The organism is Bradyrhizobium sp. 482_C4_N1_8 (genome assembly GCF_052075965.1).
Classification (GTDB): domain Bacteria; phylum Pseudomonadota; class Alphaproteobacteria; order Rhizobiales; family Xanthobacteraceae; genus Bradyrhizobium; species Bradyrhizobium barranii.
Genome location: NZ_CP197231.1, coordinates 2,922,282 through 2,945,177, shown reverse-complemented (window position 1 = coordinate 2,945,177; position 22,896 = coordinate 2,922,282). Strand labels below are relative to the sequence as shown.

Below are 22,896 nucleotides of genomic sequence, written 5' to 3'. Positions count from 1 at the left end.
TGCTTTGCAAAAGCCGGGAGTGATGTCACCTCGCCCCGCTTGCGGGGAGAGGCAGAGGCCGCGTCCGCGGCCGTTTTCTGGAACGCCGAAGCGAAGCTTCGGCAACGGCGAAGCACCGGGTGAGGGGGGACTCTCCGCGAGTCCGTCTGCCACTTTCTTCGGGGAGGGAGCCCCTCACCCCTGCCCTCTCCCCGTAAGAACGGGGAGAGGGAGAAGAGAGACGGCTACTTCGCGACGAATCCGGCTTCCGTCATCAGCGACTTGTTGGTGGCGTCGTCCTCCTCGAGGAATTGCACCATGTCCTTGCCGGTGAGGAAGATCGGCTTCAGCGCCTGCTTTTCCATGTATTCCTTGTATTCCGCGGTCTGCGTCACCTTGTGGAACAGATCGACATAGAACGCCTGCTGCTCCGGCGTGACCTTGCCGGGCAGGAACATCGCGCGCAGCATCAGATACTGGACGTCGACGCCCTCCTCTTTGCAGGTCGGGATGTCGGCCCAGGACTGCGTGTCGGTCACCTTGCTGGTGTAGGAGATGCGCTCCTTGTCGAACACGCAGAGCGGGCGCACCTGGCCGGCACGCCAGACTTCGAGATTTTCGCTGGGGTTGTTGACGTTGGATTCGGTGTGGTTGCCGACGAGCTGGGTCGCAGCCTCGCCGCCGGACTTGTAAGGCAGATAGGAGAATTTCGCGCCGGTCTTCTGCTCGAGGAAGACGGTCAGCACGTGATCCTCGCGCTTGGAGCCGGTGCCGCCCATCTTGAACGGCGAACTCGCCGCCTTCGCGGCCGCGACGAATTCCTTCACCGTCTTCGGACCTGCGCTGTTGTCCCACAGCACGAACTGGTCGAGCGCGATCACCGAGACCGGCGTCAGCTCGCGCCAGTTGAACGGGATCTTCGCGGACAGCGGCAGCATGTAGATCAGCGAATAGGCGATCAGCACCTTGTTCGGGTCGCCTTCGCTGGACTTCATGTACATCAGCGCTTCCGCGCCCGAGGCGCCGCCCTTGAGCGAGACGACGATCGGCTGCTTCATCAGATTGTTCTTCTGAATGGCGGCCTGCATCATCCGCGCCATCTGGTCGGAGGCGCCGCCCGCGCCTGCCGCCACCACGATCTCGACGGGCTTGGTCGGCTCCCAGCCGGCAAAAGCCGGCGCGCTCAACAACAAGGCCGTCGCAGCTCCGACGGCTTTCACGGAAATTCGCACGAGTTTCGTCCCCTGGTTATTATTGGCTTTGTGATGCCGGGAAGTCTATCGATGCATTGTGCGGACTAAAGATCGCGAGTTCAAGCCGGCGGACATTCCGCCGCATATGACTTTCGGCTGACGAAGCGCGGGCTACTTGCCCTTCCAGTTCGGTGTACGCTTGTTGAGGAAGGCGTCCATGCCCTCGCGGAAATCTTCGCTCATATAGGCCTTGAGGATCAGGTCCTCACCCTCTTCGCGCGACAGCGTGCGGCGGATGCGGCGCACCGCCTCCTTGGTCGCTTCCAGCGTGAGCGGCGCATGGCTTGCGACGAGCTTTGCGGTCTCGTCGGCACGGCGCTGCAGCGTCTCGACGTCGGGCACGACCTCGGTGAGCAGGCCGAGCGCCAGCGCTTCCTGCGCCTCGACCAGTCGCGCCTTGAAGATCATATCCTTGGTGCGCGCGGGACCAACCAGCGAGACAACGCGGCTGATGTTCGACATCGACAGGCAGTTGCCGAGCGTCCGCGCGATCGGAAAGCCCATTCGGGTCGTCTCGGTGCCGATGCGGAGATCGCAGCAGGCCGCGATGCCGGCGCCGCCACCGGTGCAGGCCCCGGCGATCGCCGCGATCACAGGCACGCGGCACTGCTCGAGCGTACCGAGCACGCGGTCGATGCGGGCCTCGTAGTCGAGCGCGTCCTGCGCGGTCTTGAAGGCGCGGAACTGAGAAATGTCGGTGCCGGAGGCGAAGGCCTTGTCGCCGGCGCCGGTCAGGATCAGCGCCTTGATCGAGCGATCGGCGTTGATCTCCTGGCAGATCTCCGCCATGCGGTCATACATGGCGAAGGTCATTGCGTTACGCGCCTGGGGGCGGTTGAAGGTGATCCGCGCGATGCCGTCCTGGACGGAGTAGAGCAGGTCTTCGTTGGTCGTCGTCGGTGCGTTCATCGCGCGCTCACTTTCTGGGTTAGTTCAGGCCACCCGAGCCTTTAGGCCACCTGAGCCTTCAGGCTACTTGAGCCTTGGCCATCGGCACCGCATCGCGGCCCTTCAGGACGTCCATGGCCGCCAAAACGCCGCCGCTCCGGTGCGGAATCTTTGCAAGATCCAGGCCCATCTCGACGCCGGCAAGCGTGCCCATCAGCATCAGGTCGTTGAAATGGCCGATATGGCCGATGCGGAACACCTTGCCCTTGACCTTGTTCAGGCCGGTGCCGAGCGACATGTCGAAGTTTTCCAGCACCACCTTGCGGAAGGCGTCGGCGTCGTGTCCATCGGGCACGCGCACGCCGGTCAGCGCCGGCGAGTGTGCGGCGGGATCGGCGCACTGCGTCTCCAGGCCCCAGACCTTGACCGCGGCGCGCGTCGCGGCGCTGTGGCGCTTGTGGCGGGTCCAGACATTCTCCAGCCCCTCCTCTTCCAGCATCTTGACCGCTTCGCGCAGGCCGTAGAGCAGATTGGTCGCGGGCGTGTAGGGGAAGGTGCCGAGCTTGTTGAAGGAGATGACCTCCTGCCAGTCCCAGTAGGAGCGCATGCCGGGGTTGGCCTTCGCCACCGCGAGCGCCTTCTCCGAGACGGCGTTGAAGCCGAGGCCCGGGGGCAGCATCAGGCCCTTCTGGGAGCCGGCGACCGAGACGTCGATGCCCCAGGCATCGTGCTCGTATTCCATCGACCCAAGGCCGGAGATGGTGTCGACCATCAGGAGGGCCGGATGCTTGACGCGGTCGAGCAGCTTGCGCACCTCGAGCGGCGGCGTCACGCAGCCGGTCGAAGTCTCGTTGTGGACGACGCAGACCGCCTTGATCGTGTGCTGCTTGTCGGCGCTAAGCCGCTTCTCGATCTCGGCGAGATCGGCGCCATGGCGCCAGTCGCTCGGGATGAAGTCGACGTCGAGCTTGAACTTGTCGGCGATGCCGCGCCACAGCACGGCGAACTGGCCGGTCTCGCACATCAAAACCTTGTCGCCGGGGGCGAACACGTTGACCATCGCCGCTTCCCAGGCACCGGTGCCGGACGAGGGGAAGATGATCACGGGCTGCTGGGTGCGGAACACCCGCTGCATCGAGGCGAGGACCGCAAAACCGAGCTCGGCGAACTCCGGACCGCGATGGTCCAGCGTCGGCATGTCCATTGCCCGCAGCACCCGGTCGGGCACGTTGGTCGGTCCTGGAATCTGTAAGAAATGCCTTCCAGTGTGCACGGTCATCGGCGTCCTTCCCGGTCTAGCCTTGGTTTTGATGGGCGCCGAATAGCACCATTTGACCGGCTTGTCCCCTCTCCTTAAGACGCCTCCCATGCATAAGCGGCGGGCCTCGCCCTGGCCGCGCTTCCCCTACTCCGCGGCCACCACCTTTCCGGAAGGCAGGCGCCCCTCGGCCCCCATGAACGGGCGCTCCGGATGCATCAGGAAGGCGGAAAAGCCACCGAGCAGCAACAGCCCCATCGACATCAGGAACGGCAGGTACCAGTTGCCGGTCGCGTCGATCACGAAGCCGGCCACGAGCGGGGAGACAATGGCGGCGAAGGCAGAGCCGGATATTCATGAGTCCCGAGGCGGTGCCGGAATATTTCGGGGCGATGTCCATCGGGATCGACCACATCGGGCCGATCACCAGCTCGGCGCAGAAGAAGCCGGCCGACAGGCACAGCGCGACGATCGTGATGTCGTGGACGAACAGGATCGGAAACAGCGAGAGCAGCGCGCCCGTAAATCCCGCAACGGTGACGCTCAGCCGCGCCAGGCGGACGTTGCCGGTGCGATCGAGGATCTTGTCCGAAAGCACGCCGCCGACGCTGTCGCCGACCACGCCGGCGAAGAACACGCCGGAGGCGAACAACGCCGAGTTCTTGATGTCGAGATTGTAGTTGTTCTTGAAGAACAGCGGCAGCCAGTTGAGATAGAGCCACAGGCACCAGCCGTAGCAGAAATAGGTCAGCGTCACTGGCCACATGCGGCCGAGCAACGGCCCCCACGGCACGCGCGGCCGCTCGCCGGTCGGGCGCGGCGGCAGTGCGGCGAGCTCGGCCTCGGTGATGGAGGCGTGCTCCTTCGGCTCGTTGCGGAAGTACCAGACCCAGACGACGCCCCAGACCAGGCTGACGAGACCGAGCACGACGAACGCGCCGCGCCAGGTCAGCCAGAGGATCAGCAGCGCCACCACTGGTGGCGTCACGGCATTGCCGAGCCGCGCGAACGAGTGTGTCAGTCCCTGCGTAAAACCGCGGCGGTTCGCGGGCGTCCAGTATTGCATCGCGCGCGTTGCCGTCGGAAAGGTCGCGCCTTCGCCGAAGCCGAGCGCGAAGCGCGCGACGAACAGTGCGGCAAGACCGTTGACGAAGCCGGTCGAGATGGTCGCCGCCGCCCAGATCATGCCGCACCAGAACAGCGTCTTGCGCGGCCCGAAACGATCGCCGACCCAGCCGCCGATCACCTGGAACAGCAGATAGGGATAGGCGAAGGCGGAGAAGACGAGGCCAAGCTGGGTGTTCGACAGACCCAGCTCTTTCTGGATCTCGCTCGCGGCGGTGCCGATGTTCACCCGGTCGACATAGGTGATGAAATACATCGCGCAGAGCATCGCCAAGACGACATGCGTGGCCTTGAACCGAATTCCCATCTCCACCCTCCCTGACTGTTTTTTATGATTGGCCTTGCGTGTCCCGCGCGACCTAGGTGCCGACCACTTTCAGATGCGGCGAGGCATTGCCCTGCGGGCGCTGCTCCAGCAGCTTCATCGCGGCGTCGACACCGCCGGAGCGATGCGGCACGCCCGCAACCGACAGGCCCATCTCCACGCCGGTGAGCGCACCGAGCAGCGTCAGCGCATTGCATTCGCCGAGATGGCCGATGCGGAAGACTTTTCCGGCGACCTTCGACAGGCCCGAGCCGAGCGACATGTTGTAATTGTCAAGCGCGATCTTGCGGAACTGATCGGCGTCGTGGCCCGGCGGCATCAACACCGCGGTGAGCACCGGCGAGAACTCCGAGGGCTCCTGGCAGAGGATCTCGAGGCCCCAGTGACTGACGGCGGCACGCGTCGCGGCAGCCAGCCGCTGATGGCGCGCGAACACGTTGTCGAGCCCCTCTTCGAGCAGCATCGCGATCGCCTCGCGCAGGCCATAGAGCAGATTGGTTGCCGGCGTGTAGGGGAAGAAGCCGTTGGCGTTGGGCTTGAGCATCTCCTCCCAGTCGAAATAGGAGCGCGGCATCTTGTTGGTCTTCGCAGCAGCGCGGGCCTTCTCCGAGATCGCATTGAAGCCGAGGCCGGGCGGCAGCATGAAACCTTTCTGCGAGCAGCTCACGCTGACATCGACCTTCCACTCGTCGTGGCGGTAGTCGACCGAGCCGAGCGAGGAGATGGTGTCGACCATCAACAGCGCCGGGTGACCAGTGCGATCAATCGCGGCGCGGATCTCGGCGATGCGGCTGGTCGCGCCGGTCGAGGTCTCGTTGTGCACGACCATGACGGCCTTGATCGCGCGCGCCTTGTCCTCGGTGAGCTTCGCCTCGATCAATGCGGGATCGGCGCCGCGGCGCCAGTCGCCGGGCACGAAGTCGACCTCGATGCCGAATCGCCCCGCCATCTGCCGCCACAGGGTGGCGAAATGGCCGGTCTCGACCATCAGCACCCGGTCACCAGGCGACAGCGTGTTGACGATCGCGGCCTCCCAGGCGCCCGTTCCCGACGAGGGGAAGATCACGACCGGACCCGCGGTCTGGAAAATCTTCTGGCTGCCTTCGAGCACGGCGCGGCCGAGCTCGCCGAACTCGGCGCTCCGGTGGTCAATGACCGGCATGTCCATGGCGCGGAGGACGCGCTCGGGGACCGGGCTCGGGCCTGGAATCTGAAGGAAATGGCGTCCCTGGTGCATGAAAACCTCCCTGTCGGCGGACTCTAGCCGGCTTCAGAGGCCATTTTGCATTCATTTTTTGTCATTTCAATTGAATTTTGGTATTCGATTGTGAACATCGACGCGATCAAACAGGCAAACTATTGTGTCGCAAATGAAATCCACGATTCCCGACACTGGGGTTCCGATCGCCCCACCAGCCGCAAATGGCGGCGACCGCCAGGAGGCCTCGCTTCACGGCGAGATCCTGCTGCGGCTGCGCGACTACGTGGTCGAGGGCAATATTCCCGACGGCGCACGCGTTCCCGAGCGGCAGCTCTGCGCGATGCTCGGGATCTCCCGCACGCCGCTGCGCGAGGCCCTGAAAGTGCTCGCCTCCGAGGGGCTGATCGAGCTCCTGCCCAACCGCGGCGCGCGCGTCCGCCAACTCAGCCAGTGCGACCTCGAAGAGCTGTTCGACGTCATGGCGGGGCTGGAGAGCCTTGCCGGGCGCCTCGCCTGCGAGGCCATTACGGATGAGGAAATCACCGCGATCGAGCAGCTGCATTACGAGATGTACGGGCACTATCTGCATCGCGACATGCACGGCTATTTCCAGACCAACCAGCGCATCCACGAGAGCATCGTCGCGGCCGCGCGCAACGAGACGCTGAAGACCGCCTACGCCAACTTCGCGGGGCGCATCCGCCGGGTCCGCTACTCCGCCAATTTCGCCCGCAAGCGCCAGCGCTGGGCGGAAGCGATGCGCGAGCACGAGGCCATCCTCGACGCACTGCGCCGCCGCGCCGCCAGCGAGCTCAGCGACATCCTGTTCCAGCACCTGCGCAACAAGCGGGCGGCCGCGATCGAGCACCTGACCGAACCCCAAGATGACACGCCGGCCGCCCCTTAAGGGGTGGCTGGCTTGCTCATTTTGAATTCATAATATAATCGGTCAGAAACAAGAATGAATACTCCAACCAGCCACAGGCGCCGCGTTGGATCAATCCGGGACCAGGGATGACAATCGCCTCCTCGCTCGAACGGCGCCTGCGCGCGGACATGACTGGCGACGTCCTGTTCGACGGCTTCAGCCGCGGCCGCTACGCCACCGACGCCTCGTTCTACCAGATCGTGCCCGCCGGCGTGGTGGTCCCGAGGACCATGGACGAGGCCTTGCGGGCGCTGGCGATCGCCCGCGACGAGGGCCTGAAGGTCACCCCGCGCGGCGGCGGCACCTCGCAATGCGGCCAGACCGTCAATGACGGCCTCGTGGTCGATCTCTCGAAACACCTCAACCGGATCCTGTCGCTCGACGTCGACGGCCGCACCTGCGTGGTCGAGCCCGGCATCGTGCTCGACGACCTCAACCGCCAGCTCAAGAAGCACGGCCTGTGGTTTCCGGTCGACGTCTCCACGGCCTCGCGTGCCACGATCGGCGGCATGGCCGGCAACAATTCCTGCGGTGGCCGCTCGCTTCGCTACGGCACGATGCGCGACAACACGCTGTCGATGGAGGCGGCGCTCGCCGACGGCACGCTGGGCCGGTACGGCGAGGTGTCGCGCGATCTCTCCGATCTCGATGCGAACGACAGCGCGCGAGCCCTGTTCCGCGACATGCTCGATCTCGGCGCCCGCGAGGCCGACGAGATCGCCGCGCGCTTTCCCAAGGTGCAGCGCCGTGTCGGCGGCTACAATCTCGATGCGCTGACGCCGCGCAATGCGCGCAACAACATGGCACATCTCCTGGTCGGCTCCGAAGGCACCCTCGCCTTCACCACCAAGGTCGAGCTGAAGCTGTGGCCCGTCATCCGCAACAAAGCGCTCGGCATCTGTCATTTCGGCAGTTTCTACGAGGCGATGGACGCCGCCCAGCACCTGGTCAAGCTCAAGCCGATCGCGGTCGAACTGGTCGACCGCACCATGCTCGCGCTCGGCCGCGACATCGCGATGTTCAGGCCGATCATCTCCGCGGCCATCAAGGGCGATCCGGATGCCGTTCTGGTGGTGGAGTTCGCCGAAGAGGACCAGGCGGACAATCTCCTGCGCCTGAAGCAGCTTGACGAGCTGATGGGCGATCTCGGCTTCGGCTGGAACAACGAGCAGCGCAAATGGGGCGGCGTGGTGGAGATCACCGAGCCCGCACTGCAAAGCGGCATTGCCGATTTCCGCGCCGCCGGCCTCAACGTCATGATGTCGATGAAGCAGGAGGGCAAGCCGGTCTCGTTCGTCGAGGATTGCGCCGTGCCGTTGCCGCATCTGGCCGACTACACCACGCGCTTGAGCGAGGTTTTCGCAAAGCACGGCACCAGCGGCACGATGTATGCGCATGCTTCCGAGGGCTGCCTGCACGTACGGCCCGTGCTGAACCTGAAGCTGGAGAAGGACGTCAAGGCGATGCGGGCCATCGCCGAGGAGGCCTTCGCGCTGGTGCGCGAGTACAAGGGCTCGCATTCCGGCGAGCATGGCGATGGCCTGGTGCGCTCTGAATTCCACGAGACCATGTTCGGCGAGCGGCTCGTCGCCGACTTCAGGGAGGTGAAGCGGCGCTTCGATCCCGAAGGCGTCCTCAATCCCGGCAAGATCGTCGATGCGCCCCGGATGGACGATCGCTCGCTGTTCCGCTTCAAACCCGACTACCGCGTCAACGAGTTGAAGACGAAGCTGGATTGGTCCGCCTATCCCGGCGCCGGCGGCGGTTTCCAGGGCGCGGTCGAGATGTGCAACAACAACGGCGCCTGCCGCAAGCTCGAGGGCGGCGTGATGTGCCCGTCCTACCGCGCCACGCGCAACGAGAAGGACGTCACCCGCGGTCGCGCCAACAGCTTACGGCTCGCCATCTCCGGCCAGCTCGATCCCGACGCGTTGTCCTCCGACGAGATGATGGAGACCCTAAAACTCTGCGTCTCCTGTAAGGCCTGCCGCCACGAATGCCCGACCGGCGTCGACATGGCCAAGATGAAGATCGAGGTGCTCGCCGCCCGCGTCGCGTCCCATGGCCTGACCCTGCGCGACTGCCTGGTCGGCTACCTCCCGCGCTATGCCGGTCTCGCATCGCGCTTCGCGCCGCTCGCCAATTTGCGCAACCGCAGCCCGCTGCTGCGAAAGCTGTTCGAGCGCTTTGCTGGCATCAGCGCGCGCCGCGCCCTGCCCGCCTTCCGCAGCGACGTGTTCGTGCCGCCCGCGGAAGCGGTCGGGCCGGAGACCGGCCGCGAAGTCGTGTTGTTCACGGACACCTTCAATCGCGTCTACGAGCGCGAAAATCTCGACGCCGCGCTCCGCGTGTTCGCGGCGGGTGGTTATCGCGTGCACCTGCCCAGGCCGGCGAGCGGCAGTCGCCCGCTCTGCTGCGGCCGTACATTCCTCTCAGCCGGTCTCGTCGACGAAGCCAGGGCCGAGCTCGACCGCCTCGTGGCCGCGTTCGCGCCCTTTGCCGCCCGCGGCGTGCCGATCGTCGGCCTCGAGCCGAGCTGTCTGCTGACGCTGCGCGACGAGCTCGCCTCGCTGCGCAAGGACAACGATGCCAGGGCCGTCGGCGCCCACGCGCTGACTTTCGAGGAGTTTTTGGTGCGCGAAGCGGAGGCCGGAAGGCTGCAGCTGCCGCTCGGTACCGTCGCCGACAAGGCCGTCGTGCACGGCCATTGCCACCAAAAATCCTTCGGCGCCTTCAAGCCGGTCGAGCAGGTGCTGCGCCTCATTCCAGGCCTGAAGGTCGAGACCATCGAATCGAGCTGCTGCGGCATGGCGGGCGCCTTCGGCTACGGCGCGGACACCTATGACGGCTCGATCGAGATGGCCGAGCTGTCGCTGCTGCCCGCCGTGCGGCGCGCCGACCAGAATACGCTGGTCGTCGCCGACGGCACCTCCTGCCGGCATCAGATCCACGACGGCGCCCAGCGCGAAGCGCTTCACGTCGCGCGCGTGCTGGCGATGAGCCTCGACCGCGCCGGACCAAATTCTACTTCTCACACTAAAAAGGAAACCAGCCATGGCTGACCTCACGCTCGACACCGCTCGCAAGATCCTCGACGCCGCCTTCGCAAAATCCACCGAGCTGAAGCTCAAGCCGCTGGTCGTCACCATCCTGGACGCACGCGGCGTGCTCAAGATCGCCGCGGCGCAGGACGGCACCAGCCTGATGCGCGCCGAGATCGCCCACGGCAAGGCCTATGGTGCGCTCGCCATGGGCATGGGCTCGCGCGCCTTGTACCAGCGCGCGCAGGAGCAGGCCTATTTCATCGATTCCGTAAATACCATCGCCAAGGGCGCGCTGGTGCCGGTCCCCGGCGGCGTGCTAATCATGGATGGCGCAACGCTGCTCGGTGCCATCGGCGTGTCCGGCGACACCTCCGACAATGACGAGGCCTGCGCGCTGGCGGGCATCGAGGCGGCCGGGTTGAAGGCGAACGCGGGTTGACGCTCGTCCACGCGCCTCAGCGGCTGCGCTCGCGCAGATTCTAAGGATTATGCCGCCGTAAGGCCATTTGTCGGGGATTCGAGTCGCTAGAGCGCTACATTGCGATACCCACTATCGCAAGAACGCTGTTTTCTTACCGAAGAGCAGCCTAACTCCTGAAATAGCGTCTGTCAGCGTGCCAAGAGCCGCTGCTTTGGCAGGAACTTTAGCCAACAATGCGGCTCGCAGTAGGTCCAAATCGGGGAGGCGCAACCACCGATACCGACATTCGGTTCAGGTTGCGATCTAACCGAGGGTTTTTCGTCCGACGTCGAGAACCGACTTGAGCGTTGGCGCCATGTCCTTCATGGCGGAATCCGTCCTCCGACCCCACGTTCGAAAGCTACGCTTTGTCCGGCTACTAGGAGAAACATCACGGAATTAGCCGCAACAGCCGCTGTCGCGCTATTCATCGGTTTCGCTGTCGCAGCGAACAGCAGGATACAGTAGAGAGGCAGCGCGGCGGAGAGAGTGTCAGTCAACCTTCATTGAAGAATAAGGCATTTTCGGTGCCTCGCAGCCGACACTCACCATTTGAACTACGGCCGAAAAATTGCGTAGTCGAAGAATTAATCTGCCCAACCGAATGTTGATTAGGCTGGAAAGCCACCTGCTTTGGTGGGCAATCGTCACATCTGTGCATGTCGGACGATATGGATGTCGCTATTGAAAAAACAGAGCGGCCAAGTGCCATCCAACCCGGCGCCAGGCGTGTCGATGATCGCCGTGTGATCTCCGGCATTCTGCACGTGCTGAAGGTCGGCTGCCGCTGGGTGCGACTGGCGGCCGACTACGGACCGTCGACGACAGACCGCTGGTCGCGCCGGGGCTTCTAGCTCAAGTTGTTGGACGCGCTGGTCGACGGCCGGCGCGGTGACAACGCGCGCAACATCAGTCGAAGAATTCGCAAGCCAGTTCGGCAGCGCGATGAGCAATCGCGGTCCTCGCCTGATTGAGGTCGTTCTATAGTTGCTGATGCCGAACACCGTGGCCAGATTCCCACGCATCAGCGCTCGCTACGGGCCTTGCAATAACGCGCGCACTTGCTCGACAAAGGCTATCCACGCCCCGCACGCAGGACGCCGAGCGGCGACCGCAACCGTCGCGGGCCAATCGCCTCGCCTCCGCGACGGGCGGCCCACATTCAGTCCTCTGCCGCGGCATCTTCTTCTTCGCCCTACTTTCCCGTGACGATCACCTGTCAAAGAGCTATCCTTTGAAGGAACCCTCCGTCGGCGTTATCGCCGCCCAACAGATTGGAACTGCGGTTTCCGCGAGCGAATCCAATGCACAAGTCACCCGCTGTTGAAACGGACGACGGCTTTGCCCGAATGAGCTTGCCGGACATTCGGATCAATTACGATCCGATCGATCCAGACCAGTTCGATCGACCGATTATCTCCATGTCCATCGAGACAGGTCAGGGGAACGATGAACTGCCGCTTCATTCGCACAAGAAGGGGCAGTTGGTAGTGGCCTCTCACGGATCGGTCATGTGCCGCGCTCCGGGAGGACTATGGATCGTTCCGCCACAGGGTGCTGTATGGATACCCGCCGGAGTCCTGCACAGCAACTGCATGTCGGACGCCGGAAAGGTCTACGTCGTCTTCATCGATCCGCAGGCGAGTGCGCTTCCAACCACATGCTGCACGTTCACGATATCGTCGCTGGTCCGCGAGTTGATCCATCGATTGTCGGTATTTCCACCCTTGTATCCGATGGAGGGACCAACAAGCCGTCTCGGGCGCGTCCTGCTCGACGAACTGGTGCAGATGACGACCGAGCAGATGTACCTGCCGATCTCCACCGATAGTCGACTTCAGCATCTTGCCGCATCGCTTCTCAATGATCCTGCCGATCGGCGCACGGTCGACGAGTTGGCTGCTCGATACGCCATGAGCGAGCGCACATTCGCCCGCCTGGTATCGAAGGAAACCGGAATGACATTCGGACGCTGGCGACAGCGCCTCCACATCCTTGTCGCGCTGCAGCGCCTCTCGGCCGGATCTTCCGTCCAGACGGTCTCGCTCGATCTGGGCTATGAAACGGCCAGCGCCTTCATCACCATGTTCAAGAAGACGATGGGCAAGAGCCCTCGTCGCTTCCTCGCCGAGCGGTCCAGCTTCGTTGGTCGCGAGTCGCTGGAATAGGCCCTCCGCCCCGCATGCGGCTTTGTCTTCTTGAGCCGCAACTCAGGTCCTCACCTCGAGTTGAACGGCGTCAGCGGGTACTGAAAGGTTGCTTCGGCCGCGGCTTGCGGCGCTACCACGCGAGGCATTCCGTTTTGTCCCTGCAGCATCGTCACATCACCTCCCATGTTCTGGCCGCTGGCATCGAACTTGATCCTGCCACTGGACATCAGGATCGGCGTCATATCGGTCGCCTTGAGCGCGGCATGGATCGCCCCGGATTCGGAAGAGCCCGCGCGGCTGACGGCATCCGCAACGATCTGCACGGCTTCGAAACCAGCCCCTGAATTTGCATCGAGCCAGTCATTTGGATAGTCGGCTGCAAACCGCTTGAGGATTGCCGGCGCGTCCGGCGCCTTCGGGTTGTACCACAACGTCGACAGTACCGCGCCGTCACCGTATTTGCCCAATGCGTCGTAATATGCCTTGTCTTGCACGCCATTCGAATTCGGCGAGAAGATCAATTTGGGATTCCACCCTTGCTTGACGCATTCCCGGATGATCATGATGGCGTCGTTGACACGCGTCACCGATATCAGCGCGTCGGCGCCGGAGGCTTTCGCCTTCGCCACCTCAACCGAGAGATCCCTGGCCTTCTCGTCGTATGGGATGTACTGCGCAATCTTCAGAGGGACATCGACCTCCTTCCAGGCCTGACGGATGCTGGCTGCAGTCGATTGCCCCATAGTGTTGTTGAGATGCATGATCGCCGCGCTCGTCGGCACATCCTTGAGCGGCGACAACAGCGACTTCAATTCGGCCAGGGACTTCCTGACGATCGTCAGCGACGTGGGGCAGTACCGAAAGACCTGGGTGAATCCCTGCGAAGTCACCTGGGTCGCGGTCGCGATATGCACCACCATCGGGACCTTCGCGGCTTCCGCGGCCTGCAGCGCGGATATCGTTGCGCCGGAGTCCCAGGCCCCGATGAGCACCGTGCAGCCTTGCCGGATCAGGCTCTCGGCGGCAATTCGCCCGTTCTCCGGCCTGCTCTGCGTATCGGCATGGATGATTTCCATGTCTATTCCGAATTTCCCCTTGGCGAACTTCGCGCCGGCATCGATGCCGCGCACACTGGCCTGGCCAGGAAACGCTAGCACCCCGCTGCTCGGATTGATCGCGCCGACCCGTACCTTGCCGGGAGCGTTTGCCTTTGCCGGCCACGATACGAGCCCGGCGGCGGCACCGACGCCACTGCCCAGCAATGCACGACGCGTCAGGCCACTTTCGTTGCGATTCTTCATGTGACATTCTCCTCAGTCGGCTGCATGAATATTACGGCGATCAAATCAAAAAGCTCGATCACTGGCGGCGCGTATCTTGCAGCAGACGCGCCCGTTCAAATCACGTTTTCATCTCGGCCATGACCAGTTCGTCTTCACTCTCGTCGTAAAGCGTATCGATCAACGACCGATATCTTTCGATAATTTGCCTCCGGCGCTTCTTCCTTGTCGGCGTCATCACGCCGTTCTCCGGAGACAGTTCTTCCGGCAGGATCCGGAAGGCCTTGATCTGTTCGGCTCTGGCCAATTTGCTGTTGGCCTTGCCGATCTCTCCCTCGATCATCCGGACGACGATTTCGGAATTTGCCAGATCCGCGTACTGCGCGATCTGAAGGTCCCGCGATCTCGCCCACTCCATCGTCGCAACAGCGTCAACTTCGATCAACGCCGTGAGATACTTCTTTCCTTCCCCGATGACCGCGGCTTCGGAGATGAACGGACTGTGCCGGATTTCATTCTCGATCTGCGTCGGGCTGATAGATTTCCCGTTGGACGTGTTGATGATCTCTTTCTTCCGATCGACCAACTTGAAGAGGCCCGTCCGGTCGATCTCCACGATGTCTCCGGTGTAAAGCCAGCCATCGCGCAGGGCCGACTTGGTTTCCTCCGGCTTTTTCCAGTACCCGACGAAGAGCCCCGGTCCGCGGACAATCATCTCTCCGTCCTCGAGAACCGTGGTCTCCCAGGCCGCATCATGCACGGGCACGCCAACCGTGCCGGCTTCCGGCCATTCCGCCATCTGGACCAGATTGGCTCCCACTAGCTCCGTCTGGCCGTAACATTCCTTCAACTGTAGCCCCCATAGCTGCCAGAGCGACATGAGTTCGGAAGGCATCGCAGCCGACGATGTATAGGTGACCGCGAGTTTTTCGAACCCGACTTCTGCAAGTAGAGGACGGAAGATCTGGTCCTGGCACACGGCGAACAGGGCCGATATCAGGGGATCCGGCGTGCCGCCGGCCTGACGGTCGTCGAGCGCCTTGCGGGCGATCGTCATCGCAAATTGATAGTCCTGCTTCTGCTTCGCGGATCCGGAATGGACCTTGCTGAGGATCTGTGTGGCAAAACGCTGATAGAAGCGGGGCGGCGCCGTGAAATATGTCGGCTTCACGTCCTTGATCGTCTGGGCGAACTCCATGCTGGTCTCTCCGAAATGCGGCACCATCCGCGCGAGCAAAGGCAAGGTTGTTGCCTGCGCGCGCGCGACCGTATGCGACATCGGCAGATGCACGACGACGCGATGCGTGTCGGAACGCATCCGCGGGCTGAACGTCGTCACGCTGTGCGCACCGGCAAGCAGCGACAGATGTGTCAGCATCGCGCCCTTCGGAAAGCCGGTGGTGCCTGACGTGTAACCGATGCTCACCAGATCGCTGGCCTTCGCTTGCGCAGCCTGCTTGCGAAGAAGTCCATCGGCATCGACCGAGGTCGTGCCGCAAAAGTCCTTGAGTGAAACGGCGTTCGCCGCCGCATCGCCCCCATTCCAATCCGGATCGAGCACGATGATCTTCCGCAACTGTTCGGCCTGGCCGGACGCCAGGACGATGCCGAGTTGAAGCTCACTGCCGACAAAGATGAAGGAGGCGCCGGAATCTCTCAGGTAATAGCCGACTTCCTCCGCCGACGACGTGAAGTACACGCCGACCATGACGCCACCAGCGCAGATCGTCGCCATGTCCGCGAGAAGCCATTCCTGGGACACATCCCCCATGATGGCTGCACGATCACCGCGCTCGAACCCGGCCTGCTGCAGGGCGGCTGCCAGCTTGGCCACCTGATCCGAATACTGCCTCCACGTCACGGCGATCCATTTGCCGTGACGCTTTTGCTTGTAGGCGACCGCTTCGGGCCGCTCAGCCCTTCGCGCACTCAGAAGCTGCGGAATGGTCACGTCGGCGAGTTGGGCTCCCGACCTGATGGATTCGACGTCCATCTCACCGCTCCGCGAAGCGCTTCCGCTTCTCGGCGAAAGCAGCGACAGCCTCGCGGCGCTCGGGCAGTGCGAAGGTGAGCATCTCCAGTGCACCCGAAGTATCGAGCACCAGATGCGAGTACTGCTTGATGATCTTGTTGACGCTGTACTTGGTCCAGATGATCGATTCCCGCGGGCCGCTCGCCAGCATCTCGGCGTATTCGATCGCGGCGTCCTTGACGTCCCGATCCGAAATGACGTCGTTGATCATGCCCATGGCGGCAGCCTTGTCGGCGGAGATGAACTCTCCCGTCATGAGGTAGTGCTTCGCACGGACCGGCCCCATCAAGAGCGGCCAGATCACCGCGCCGCCGTCGCCCGCAACCACGCCCGCCGTCACATGCGTATCGGCAAATCGCGCTGCGGGGCTCGCGAAGATGACGTCGCAGAACAAGGCAAGCGTCGCTCCGAGCCCGACGGCCGCGCCATTGACGGCAGCGACGATCGGCACCTCGACCTCGAGCATATTGCGGACCAAATGACGTCCACTCCTCGTCGGCGACGGCAGCGGGCCCTTGTCGAGCGACTTCTGGTCGCCGCCGGAACAGAAGCCGCGTCCCGCGCCGGTCAGCACGATCGCGCGGACCTCCTTGTCGTGATCCAGCTCGACGAAAACCCGTTCAAGCTCCTCGTGCATGTCCCAGTTGATGGCATTGAGGATTTCCGGCCGGTTCATCGTAACGGCGGCGACGCCGCTCGAGCGCTTCTCAACTATCAGATACTTGTAGCTATGCTGTGACATCGGTCTCTGTCCTGTGTTTCCCTGAACTCACTTCTGCGGCCGCATAGCGCGGATCTTGTCGAGGATTTCCTCGGTTGGTCGCACAACGTTGTTTTTGTCGTTGAAGTGCGGGATCACGTAGCGACCGCACATTTCGATCGCCTCCATGATCTTCTCGTGGTTCACCGAATCGAGGTGAAGCAAAACTTCATCGATGCCCAATGCCTCGAATTTCTCGAGCTGACGGATGACGGTGTCCGGGCTCCCGCAAACGGTGGTCGCCGATTCGTTGAGCAGGTAATCCCAATCCTTTCCGGCGCGTTCCGCCGCCGGCTGGCTCTCGCTCATATACGCATAGTCATCGGAGAGCTTCGCCAAACGGGGATAAGCGTCGGTCGCTATCCGGGCGTAGTGCATCAGAGGCTCAGCGTAGTCGTCCTTCGCCTTCTGATCCGTGGAACCAATGCCAAGGAAGAGCGGAAGGCCGATGCGAGAGCGATCGAGCGGACCGCGCTCATCACGCTTCCAGGCTTTGCGGTAAGTGTTGATCAGCTTGGCTTGATAGTCCCACCCTTGGTAGATGTTGCTGCTCAGCACGGCGAAGCCTTCGGAGCCTGCCCAGCTATGGCTACGTTCGCTTGTGGCGGCGATGCCGATCACCGGATGGGGCTTTTGAAGCGGCTTCGGAACCAGCATTCGCGGCGGAATCTGGTAGTACTTGCCTTTGAAAGTGAAGATATCCTCGCGCATCGATTTCTTGAGCAGCGCGAGCCCTTCTTCCATTTGGGGGAGCGTTTCATTCGGGTCGACGTTGAAGGCCCGCATGGCGATGGTCGTGTTGGCGCGGCCGGCATAGAACTCCATGCGGCCGTGCGACAGAATATCGGTAACGGCCAGCCGTTCCGCCGATCGCAAGGCGTGATTGATCTTCTGCGGCATCAGGGTCACCGCGGACCGCAGCTTCACGCGCGATGTGACCGCGGCAAGGTAGCCGTAGACCACTTCGGGCGCGGAGCTCGAAATGCCGCCGAGCGCGACGTGCTGCTCGGACAGCGCGACGCAGTCGAACCCCATCTTTTCCGCGAGGCGCACCTCGTCGACCAGTTCATGAAGCCGGCGAGCGTAGCTCTGCCCGACCTGGGTTTCCTGCTCCGACCAGAAGCCGAACTTAAGTGCCATCTTTGAGGTCCTCTAGGGAAATTCGAGATGGCACAGCGTTTCACAGGCGCAGCAACATTTTCGCCCGAATGCTGGCCGCGGCTGCGTAACTTTCCGAATTTTATGCTGTCGGCAGGCGGATCACATTCGAGCCTCTGACCAAGGCCTGCGATCGCAGCATCGCCCTCCCGGCGGCACGGAAGCCGCGTCGCCTCACTTGCGGAACGAAGTGGCCAGCAGATCCGCGATCGCGTCGAGACACCACGCGCCGATTTCGGCCGTCGAACCATGCGGGTCGCCAATGATGCCGTTGTCAGTGACCGACTTGATCCCGTTCTTCCACATCGACTGAAGCTGCGCTTCGGAGAGCGCACCGAGGTGCCCCACTTCGAACCGATGGAGCCGCACGCTATCCGGGCGAAGCAACATCATGAGCGACGTCTCCGCGATATCGGCATGCCCTCCGACCGCGTTCGGGTCGCCTCCAGTGTCCTTGACGGCATGTCGCCACCTGTCGATCCAGGCAATGGAGTCACAGAATGCATCGATCTCGACGTCCTGCGGAACCGCGCGCCTCAACCGCGGAAGCATGTCGCGCAAGACGGGAAAATTTCCGATATGCCCGGAGAACAGCAGGATCCGCTTGAAGCCATGCCGCGCGAGGCTCGTGCAGTAATCCAGGCAGATCGCTTCGAAGGTTTCAGGCCGAAGCGAGATGGTGCCAGGAAAGACAAGATGGTGGGCCGAACAGCCGACCCTGATCATTGGCGCTATCAGCGCCCTGCCAAGCCGCCGCGCCACGTTGACGGCTAGCGCGTCCGCGTGATCGGCATCCATGCATAGCGGAAGATGCGGCCCATGCTGCTCGACAGCGCCGCATGGTATCAGGACCGTCGAGCTCCCGCTCGCCACAGCATCCGATACGTCCTCGAAGCTCATGAGCTCAAGGTGGAGGTGGTCAGGCGGCGCGAGGGATGTCATTCATGCCTTCGTTGAGTTCTTCGAGAGAAATCGGGCGCGCGCATCTGCCGAACTGTCCTCGGACAGATAGGCGCCGAGATCGTCAATCGTCATCGCCTCCAGCGAAGCGTCATCCATCGGTCCCGTCAAGTTCAACGAGCGCTTGATCGCGGCAAACAGCTTTTGTTCCTTCGCACGCAGATTCCGGCAGATCTCCACGGAACGACTAATTACATGCGTGGTGGCAGCGATCTCGTTGATCGCTCCGATCAACAGCGCTTTCTGTGCGCCGACCAACTCGCCCCGATAAAGCAGTACCTGGGCTTCCCGAAGTCCCAGTTTCCGGACCGCGTGCCGCATTCCCTTGGCGGCCGGCAAGAGGCCGTGATTGATTTCCGGAAACCCGATCATGCATTCGCGATTGGCGACGGCGTAATCGGCAAACAGGAGAAATTCCAGCGCGCCGCCGACCGCGTACCCGCGAACGCCACACACGAGCGGAGCGGAATATCGCTCCATCTCGCACAGCAGCGCGTGGAAAGTCCGCATGCGCGGCCTCGATATCTCGATGCCCGCCACTTCCTTGATGTCGCCACCCGCGCTGAAGAAGCGATCACCTGCGCCGGTCAGAACGATGCCTGGCGGTGACGCCTCCGCGGACAGGGCGCGAATGGCATCCAGCAGGCGGCTGACCAGCGCGTTATTCAACGCATTTGCTGGCGGCCTGTTCATCGTCATCGTGACGATGTCGCCATCGCGTTCGATGATAAGGGCGTCATCATGCTCCATGGTATTGCACCAGCCAGCTACATTCCAAGATAGGCCCGCTGAACCTCTGAATTGCTCAGCAATTCGTCGTTCGATCCGTGCAGCACAATCGAGCCGTTTTCCAGCACGTAGCCGCGATTGCTCAAGGCGAGCGATTTCGCGACGTTCTGCTCGACCAGCAGCACCGTGATGCCCTGCGCGTGCAACGACTTCACGACGCCGAACATCACCTCCGTCAGGGCGGGCGACAGTCCGATCGACGGCTCATCGAACATGACGATTTCGGGCTTCGCCATGATCGCGCGCCCAATCGCCAGCATCTGCTGCTCGCCGCCGGACAAGGTCCCGGCCAATTGCCGCCTGCGCTCGCGAAGCCGCTCGAACAACTGGTAGACGAATGCGAGTGTTTCGGACTGACTGGCCCTGGCGCGTTTGAGCGATCCGCCTAGCAGCAGGTTGTCCTCGACCGAGAGGCTTCCAAAAATCTGCCGGCCTTCGGCGACCTGCGCGATCCCACGTTCGCAGATCTCCCACGGCGGCATCCCGGTGATATCGACGCCGTTCATCTTCACTACGCCACCCGAAGATGGAACGATGCCCGCGATCGATCTGATGAGCGAGGTCTTTCCGGCACCGTTCGCACCGACGACGCAGATCAACTCGCCCTTGTGGATCCGTAAGGAGACGCCGTTCAGGGCGTTCGATCCGTCGTAGGCAACACAAAGCCCGTCGATCGATAATAGCGCCTCGTCAGGCATGGAAGTCCGTCCCCAGATAGCTCTTAAGAACCCGCGGGTCCGCGACCACCTCGCCAGGGCGTCCTTCGGCGATCTTGGCGCCGTGATGAAGCACGACGACACGCGAGGCGACCTCCATCACGATCCGCATGACGTGCTCGACGAGAAGGATCGTGAGGCCAGTTTCGGCAAGCCTCTGCAGCACGCGAACGACGCCAGCGGCTTCGGTGGGCCGGAGGCCTGCCATCACCTCGTCCAGCAGCAGCAGTTTGGGTCGTGTCGATAGCGCCTTGGCCGTTTCCAGCATCTTCCGATCCGGCAGGGTGAGCTGGTCCGTCCGCGCATCGGCCTTGCCGGCCAATCCGACGCTGTCGAGCGACTCGTAGGCCGTCGATCGGGCTTCGTTGACGTTCGTAGTCCAGCTGAAGGCGCCGACCATGGCGTTCTCGAGCACCGACATGTCGCGCATCGGCCGCACGATCTGGAATGTCCTTCCGATCCCCATCCTGCAGACGGCCTCCGGCGGCGTATTCTCGATCGGGCGTCCTTCGAAGACCACTTGACCGCTTGTGGGCCGCAGCGCGCCTGCGACGAGATTGAAGCATGTGGTCTTTCCCGCGCCGTTCGGCCCGATCAGCGCGGTGATCTGTCCGGCCTTCAACGCGAAGCTGACATTGTTCACCGCGACCAATCCCCCAAACGATCGGGACAGGTTCTTGACCTCGAGCAGGACGGTCATTCTTCGGCCTTCCGCGGTTGCGGCAGCCACACCCGGGACGGCAGCTGGATCGTCTTGCACAGCCGGACGATCGCCGGCCAGATGCCGTCGGGCAGGAACCAGATCACCGAAATCAGAACGACGCCGTAGGTGATGTTGTTCAGCCCGGGGATCCGGAGATGGTCGCCGAGGGCGCCCATCAAATGGTTCAGCGGAATGGCTGTGAGCGCCCCGACCAGCGGACCGAACGTCATGCCCAGCCCGCCGACCACGGGCCCGATCAGGACGTCCACGGAGAGGCCCATGCCCATGATCGAGTCCGGAAATATCGATCCCTGCACCAGCGCCAGAACTCCACCACCGGCGGCCGCCGTCGCCGCCGATATCGTGATCACCAGGATCTTGTGCCGGAACGTGCGAACGCCGAGCGCGCGCGCCGCCTGCTCGTCGTCCCGCATCGCGCGCCAGACATATCCGAGATACGATCGCGAGATCAGTTCCGTTCCGGCGATCCCGAGCGCCGCCAGTGCAAGCGCGACGAAGTAGTAGAAGCGGGCGTCGCCGCGCAGCATCGCGATATCGATCGCGTTCGTCGGCGCAGGAAAGAACAGGCCCTGCATGGCGCCGACGAATGCCCAGCCGCTGAACAAGATCCTGGCGAACTCCGCGGCAGCGATCGTCAGCAGTGCGAAATAGATTCCACGCACCTCGAACCGGAAGCTCAGCCACGCCAGCACCGCGCCGACGGACCCGGCAATGCACATTCCAAGCAGCAGGCCGATCCACGGAGAAATGCCGTACTTCACCTCCAGCACGCCCACTGAATAGGCCCCCAGGCCGACAAAGAGCGCATGGCCGATCGACAGTTGCCCACCAATCCCGAGCATCAAGTTCCAGGATTGGCCGAGAAACGTGAACAGCAGCACGATCGTCAGCAGCGAGATGAGGTACGGATTTGCCAGCGCGCCGACCAAAGCAAGGATCGCGAAGACCAGTGCTCCGGCGAGCCACCGCTTGATGTCGATCGCGCCCTCAAATCTCTTTTGCACCGAAGAAGCCTCTCGGAAGGAAAACCAGAATGATGATCACGAGCGCGTAAGGAAGCGCGGTCTTCATCGACGGCGTGAACATCAAGGCCGCAATGGCCTCGGCCACGCCGATGACGAGGCCGCCCAGCAGCGCTCCACCGAAGCTGCCGAGACCCCCGACGATCACAGTCACGAAGGCCAGCAGGGTAAAGTCGACGGCGAGATAGGGCTGGGCATCGAACAGGGGGGATATCAATGCGCCGGCGACGCCCGCACAGGCCGCGCCGATACCGAACGTCACCGCATAGACCCGGGGAATGTTCAGCCCGACGACGAGACCGCCCAGCCGATTGTCCGCGGCCGCGCGCAAGGAGCGGCCAAACGCTGAGAATTTCAGATACGCTCCCAAGAGGACAATGAGCAGGCCAGCGGTTGCCGCCGCCTGAAGCCGCGCCAGATCCAGCGTCACAACGCCGAGCGATACGGTGTGAAACGACAGCTGGGATGCCGTGGGGCGCGGATCCGGTCCGAACGCCACGAGCAGGGCGCCGGTGAAAAGGAGCGACAGGCCGATAAAGACGATGAATTGATAGTGATGCGGCCGGTTGACAAACCGTTTGACGACCAGCGTCTCCAGCAAATAGCCGAAGACGAACATCACGACCGCCGCGATCGCCGCCGCGACGATGATCGGAACGTCCCAGAGGCGGACGGCCCAATAGCCGATGTAGACGCCGAACACGACCATCTCACCGTGCGCGAAGTTGACGACGCGCATGACGCCGAAAATGATCGTCAGGCCCAGCGCCACGAGCCCGTAGACGAGGCCGATCAGCACGCCGCTCGCGATAACATTGAGCCAGAGTGACAGCATGGCTGGCCG

The 22,896-nt window shown here is 63.0% G+C and carries 18 protein-coding genes and 2 pseudogenes; 5 read left to right on the top strand and 15 right to left on the bottom strand.

The genetic code is table 11. The features are described from left to right. Nucleotides 1–224 precede the first annotated feature (224 nt). The 5 genes and pseudogenes from AB7Z56_RS13740 to AB7Z56_RS13720 form a co-directional block, all read right to left on the bottom strand. Nucleotides 225–1,199, bottom strand: a complete 975-nt coding sequence (locus tag AB7Z56_RS13740; protein WP_441256335.1) for a Bug family tripartite tricarboxylate transporter substrate binding protein — start codon at nucleotides 1,197–1,199, stop codon at nucleotides 225–227. A gap of 144 nt (nucleotides 1,200–1,343) precedes the next feature. After that, nucleotides 1,344–2,141: an enoyl-CoA hydratase/isomerase family protein gene (locus AB7Z56_RS13735; protein ID WP_354142149.1), complete on the bottom strand. Its 798-nt coding sequence runs from the start codon at nucleotides 2,139–2,141 to the stop codon at nucleotides 1,344–1,346. Between the two features lie 58 nt (nucleotides 2,142–2,199). After that, the gene (locus AB7Z56_RS13730; RefSeq protein ID WP_071911947.1) at nucleotides 2,200–3,399 is read right to left on the bottom strand and encodes a pyridoxal-phosphate-dependent aminotransferase family protein; all 1,200 of its coding nucleotides are present in this window, start codon (nucleotides 3,397–3,399) and stop codon (nucleotides 2,200–2,202) included. Nucleotides 3,400–3,525: 126 nt separating this feature from the next. Continuing rightward, nucleotides 3,526–4,810: pseudogene (locus AB7Z56_RS13725) on the bottom strand (MFS transporter). Nucleotides 4,811–4,862: 52 nt separating this feature from the next. Then, entirely contained in the window at nucleotides 4,863–6,065 is a 1,203-nt protein-coding gene (locus AB7Z56_RS13720) for a pyridoxal-phosphate-dependent aminotransferase family protein (protein WP_354142148.1), read from the bottom strand. 133 nt (nucleotides 6,066–6,198) lie between these two features. On the opposite strand from AB7Z56_RS13720, the gene AB7Z56_RS13715 reads away from it, so the two are divergent. From AB7Z56_RS13715 to AB7Z56_RS13695, 5 genes and pseudogenes are all read left to right on the top strand, one after another. Then, nucleotides 6,199–6,936, top strand: coding sequence for a GntR family transcriptional regulator (locus tag AB7Z56_RS13715; protein WP_354142147.1), 738 nt, complete (start codon nucleotides 6,199–6,201; stop codon nucleotides 6,934–6,936). Between the two features lie 107 nt (nucleotides 6,937–7,043). Then, nucleotides 7,044–10,019 (top strand): FAD-binding and (Fe-S)-binding domain-containing protein, encoded by a 2,976-nt coding sequence (locus tag AB7Z56_RS13710; RefSeq protein WP_354142146.1) that lies wholly within the window; start codon nucleotides 7,044–7,046, stop codon nucleotides 10,017–10,019. Continuing rightward, nucleotides 10,012–10,440, top strand: coding sequence for a GlcG/HbpS family heme-binding protein (locus AB7Z56_RS13705; RefSeq protein ID WP_354142145.1), 429 nt, complete (start codon nucleotides 10,012–10,014; stop codon nucleotides 10,438–10,440). Before AB7Z56_RS13710 ends, AB7Z56_RS13705 begins: the two co-directional genes overlap by 8 nt. A 740-nt stretch (nucleotides 10,441–11,180) precedes the next feature. Beyond that, a pseudogene (locus AB7Z56_RS13700) lies at nucleotides 11,181–11,309 on the top strand (transposase); the annotation flags it as partial. Between the two features lie 456 nt (nucleotides 11,310–11,765). After that, nucleotides 11,766–12,629: an AraC family transcriptional regulator gene (locus AB7Z56_RS13695; protein WP_354142144.1), complete on the top strand. Its 864-nt coding sequence runs from the start codon at nucleotides 11,766–11,768 to the stop codon at nucleotides 12,627–12,629. A 50-nt stretch (nucleotides 12,630–12,679) separates the two neighbouring features. Here AB7Z56_RS13695 and AB7Z56_RS13690 read toward each other — a convergent pair whose 3' ends face one another. The 10 genes from AB7Z56_RS13690 to AB7Z56_RS13645 all read right to left on the bottom strand — a co-directional run bounded on the left by AB7Z56_RS13690 (nucleotide 12,680) and on the right by AB7Z56_RS13645 (nucleotide 22,887). After that, nucleotides 12,680–13,912: an ABC transporter substrate-binding protein gene (locus tag AB7Z56_RS13690; RefSeq protein ID WP_354142143.1), complete on the bottom strand. Its 1,233-nt coding sequence runs from the start codon at nucleotides 13,910–13,912 to the stop codon at nucleotides 12,680–12,682. Nucleotides 13,913–14,012: 100 nt separating this feature from the next. Continuing rightward, nucleotides 14,013–15,884: an AMP-dependent synthetase/ligase gene (locus AB7Z56_RS13685; protein ID WP_441256334.1), complete on the bottom strand. Its 1,872-nt coding sequence runs from the start codon at nucleotides 15,882–15,884 to the stop codon at nucleotides 14,013–14,015. Between the two features lies 1 nt (nucleotide 15,885). Further along, nucleotides 15,886–16,665, bottom strand: coding sequence for an enoyl-CoA hydratase/isomerase family protein (locus AB7Z56_RS13680; RefSeq protein WP_441256333.1), 780 nt, complete (start codon nucleotides 16,663–16,665; stop codon nucleotides 15,886–15,888). Between the two features lie 27 nt (nucleotides 16,666–16,692). Then, a complete protein-coding gene (locus AB7Z56_RS13675) occupies nucleotides 16,693–17,823 on the bottom strand; it encodes an LLM class flavin-dependent oxidoreductase (RefSeq protein ID WP_441256332.1) in 1,131 nt (376 codons plus the stop codon). Between the two features lie 192 nt (nucleotides 17,824–18,015). Then, entirely contained in the window at nucleotides 18,016–18,783 is a 768-nt protein-coding gene (locus tag AB7Z56_RS13670; RefSeq protein ID WP_441256331.1) for a creatininase family protein, read from the bottom strand. Further along, nucleotides 18,784–19,551: an enoyl-CoA hydratase/isomerase family protein gene (locus AB7Z56_RS13665; protein ID WP_441256330.1), complete on the bottom strand. Its 768-nt coding sequence runs from the start codon at nucleotides 19,549–19,551 to the stop codon at nucleotides 18,784–18,786. A 17-nt stretch (nucleotides 19,552–19,568) separates the two neighbouring features. Then, a complete protein-coding gene (locus tag AB7Z56_RS13660) occupies nucleotides 19,569–20,288 on the bottom strand; it encodes an ABC transporter ATP-binding protein (RefSeq protein WP_441256329.1) in 720 nt (239 codons plus the stop codon). After that, a complete protein-coding gene (locus AB7Z56_RS13655; protein ID WP_441256328.1) occupies nucleotides 20,281–21,006 on the bottom strand; it encodes an ABC transporter ATP-binding protein in 726 nt (241 codons plus the stop codon). The genes AB7Z56_RS13660 and AB7Z56_RS13655 overlap by 8 nt, the downstream gene beginning before the upstream one ends. After that, on the bottom strand, nucleotides 21,003–22,034 hold the full coding sequence (locus AB7Z56_RS13650) for a branched-chain amino acid ABC transporter permease (protein ID WP_441256327.1): 1,032 nt from the start codon (nucleotides 22,032–22,034) through the stop codon (nucleotides 21,003–21,005). Before AB7Z56_RS13650 ends, AB7Z56_RS13655 begins: the two co-directional genes overlap by 4 nt. Further along, nucleotides 22,018–22,887 (bottom strand): branched-chain amino acid ABC transporter permease, encoded by an 870-nt coding sequence (locus AB7Z56_RS13645; RefSeq protein WP_441256326.1) that lies wholly within the window; start codon nucleotides 22,885–22,887, stop codon nucleotides 22,018–22,020. Before AB7Z56_RS13645 ends, AB7Z56_RS13650 begins: the two co-directional genes overlap by 17 nt. Between the last annotated feature and the right edge of the window lie 9 nt (nucleotides 22,888–22,896).

Excerpts from the sequence above, each read along its gene's own strand:
- AB7Z56_RS13730 (WP_071911947.1), bottom strand. The coding sequence starts at position 3,399 with ATGACCGTGCACACTGGAAGGCATTTCTTACAGATTCCAGGACCGACC.
- AB7Z56_RS13710 (WP_354142146.1), top strand. The coding sequence starts at position 7,044 with ATGACAATCGCCTCCTCGCTCGAACGGCGCCTGCGCGCGGACATGACT.
- AB7Z56_RS13735 (WP_354142149.1), bottom strand. The coding sequence starts at position 2,141 with ATGAACGCACCGACGACGACCAACGAAGACCTGCTCTACTCCGTCCAG.
- AB7Z56_RS13655 (WP_441256328.1), bottom strand. The coding sequence starts at position 21,006 with ATGACCGTCCTGCTCGAGGTCAAGAACCTGTCCCGATCGTTTGGGGGA.
- AB7Z56_RS13675 (WP_441256332.1), bottom strand. The coding sequence starts at position 17,823 with ATGGCACTTAAGTTCGGCTTCTGGTCGGAGCAGGAAACCCAGGTCGGG.
- AB7Z56_RS13685 (WP_441256334.1), bottom strand. The coding sequence starts at position 15,884 with ATGGACGTCGAATCCATCAGGTCGGGAGCCCAACTCGCCGACGTGACC.
- AB7Z56_RS13715 (WP_354142147.1), top strand. The coding sequence starts at position 6,199 with ATGAAATCCACGATTCCCGACACTGGGGTTCCGATCGCCCCACCAGCC.
- AB7Z56_RS13645 (WP_441256326.1), bottom strand. The coding sequence starts at position 22,887 with ATGCTGTCACTCTGGCTCAATGTTATCGCGAGCGGCGTGCTGATCGGC.
- AB7Z56_RS13665 (WP_441256330.1), bottom strand. The coding sequence starts at position 19,551 with ATGGAGCATGATGACGCCCTTATCATCGAACGCGATGGCGACATCGTC.
- AB7Z56_RS13705 (WP_354142145.1), top strand. The coding sequence starts at position 10,012 with ATGGCTGACCTCACGCTCGACACCGCTCGCAAGATCCTCGACGCCGCC.
- AB7Z56_RS13680 (WP_441256333.1), bottom strand. The coding sequence starts at position 16,665 with ATGTCACAGCATAGCTACAAGTATCTGATAGTTGAGAAGCGCTCGAGC.
- AB7Z56_RS13690 (WP_354142143.1), bottom strand. The coding sequence starts at position 13,912 with ATGAAGAATCGCAACGAAAGTGGCCTGACGCGTCGTGCATTGCTGGGC.
- AB7Z56_RS13695 (WP_354142144.1), top strand. The coding sequence starts at position 11,766 with ATGCACAAGTCACCCGCTGTTGAAACGGACGACGGCTTTGCCCGAATG.
- AB7Z56_RS13660 (WP_441256329.1), bottom strand. The coding sequence starts at position 20,288 with ATGCCTGACGAGGCGCTATTATCGATCGACGGGCTTTGTGTTGCCTAC.
- AB7Z56_RS13720 (WP_354142148.1), bottom strand. The coding sequence starts at position 6,065 with ATGCACCAGGGACGCCATTTCCTTCAGATTCCAGGCCCGAGCCCGGTC.
- AB7Z56_RS13670 (WP_441256331.1), bottom strand. The coding sequence starts at position 18,783 with ATGACATCCCTCGCGCCGCCTGACCACCTCCACCTTGAGCTCATGAGC.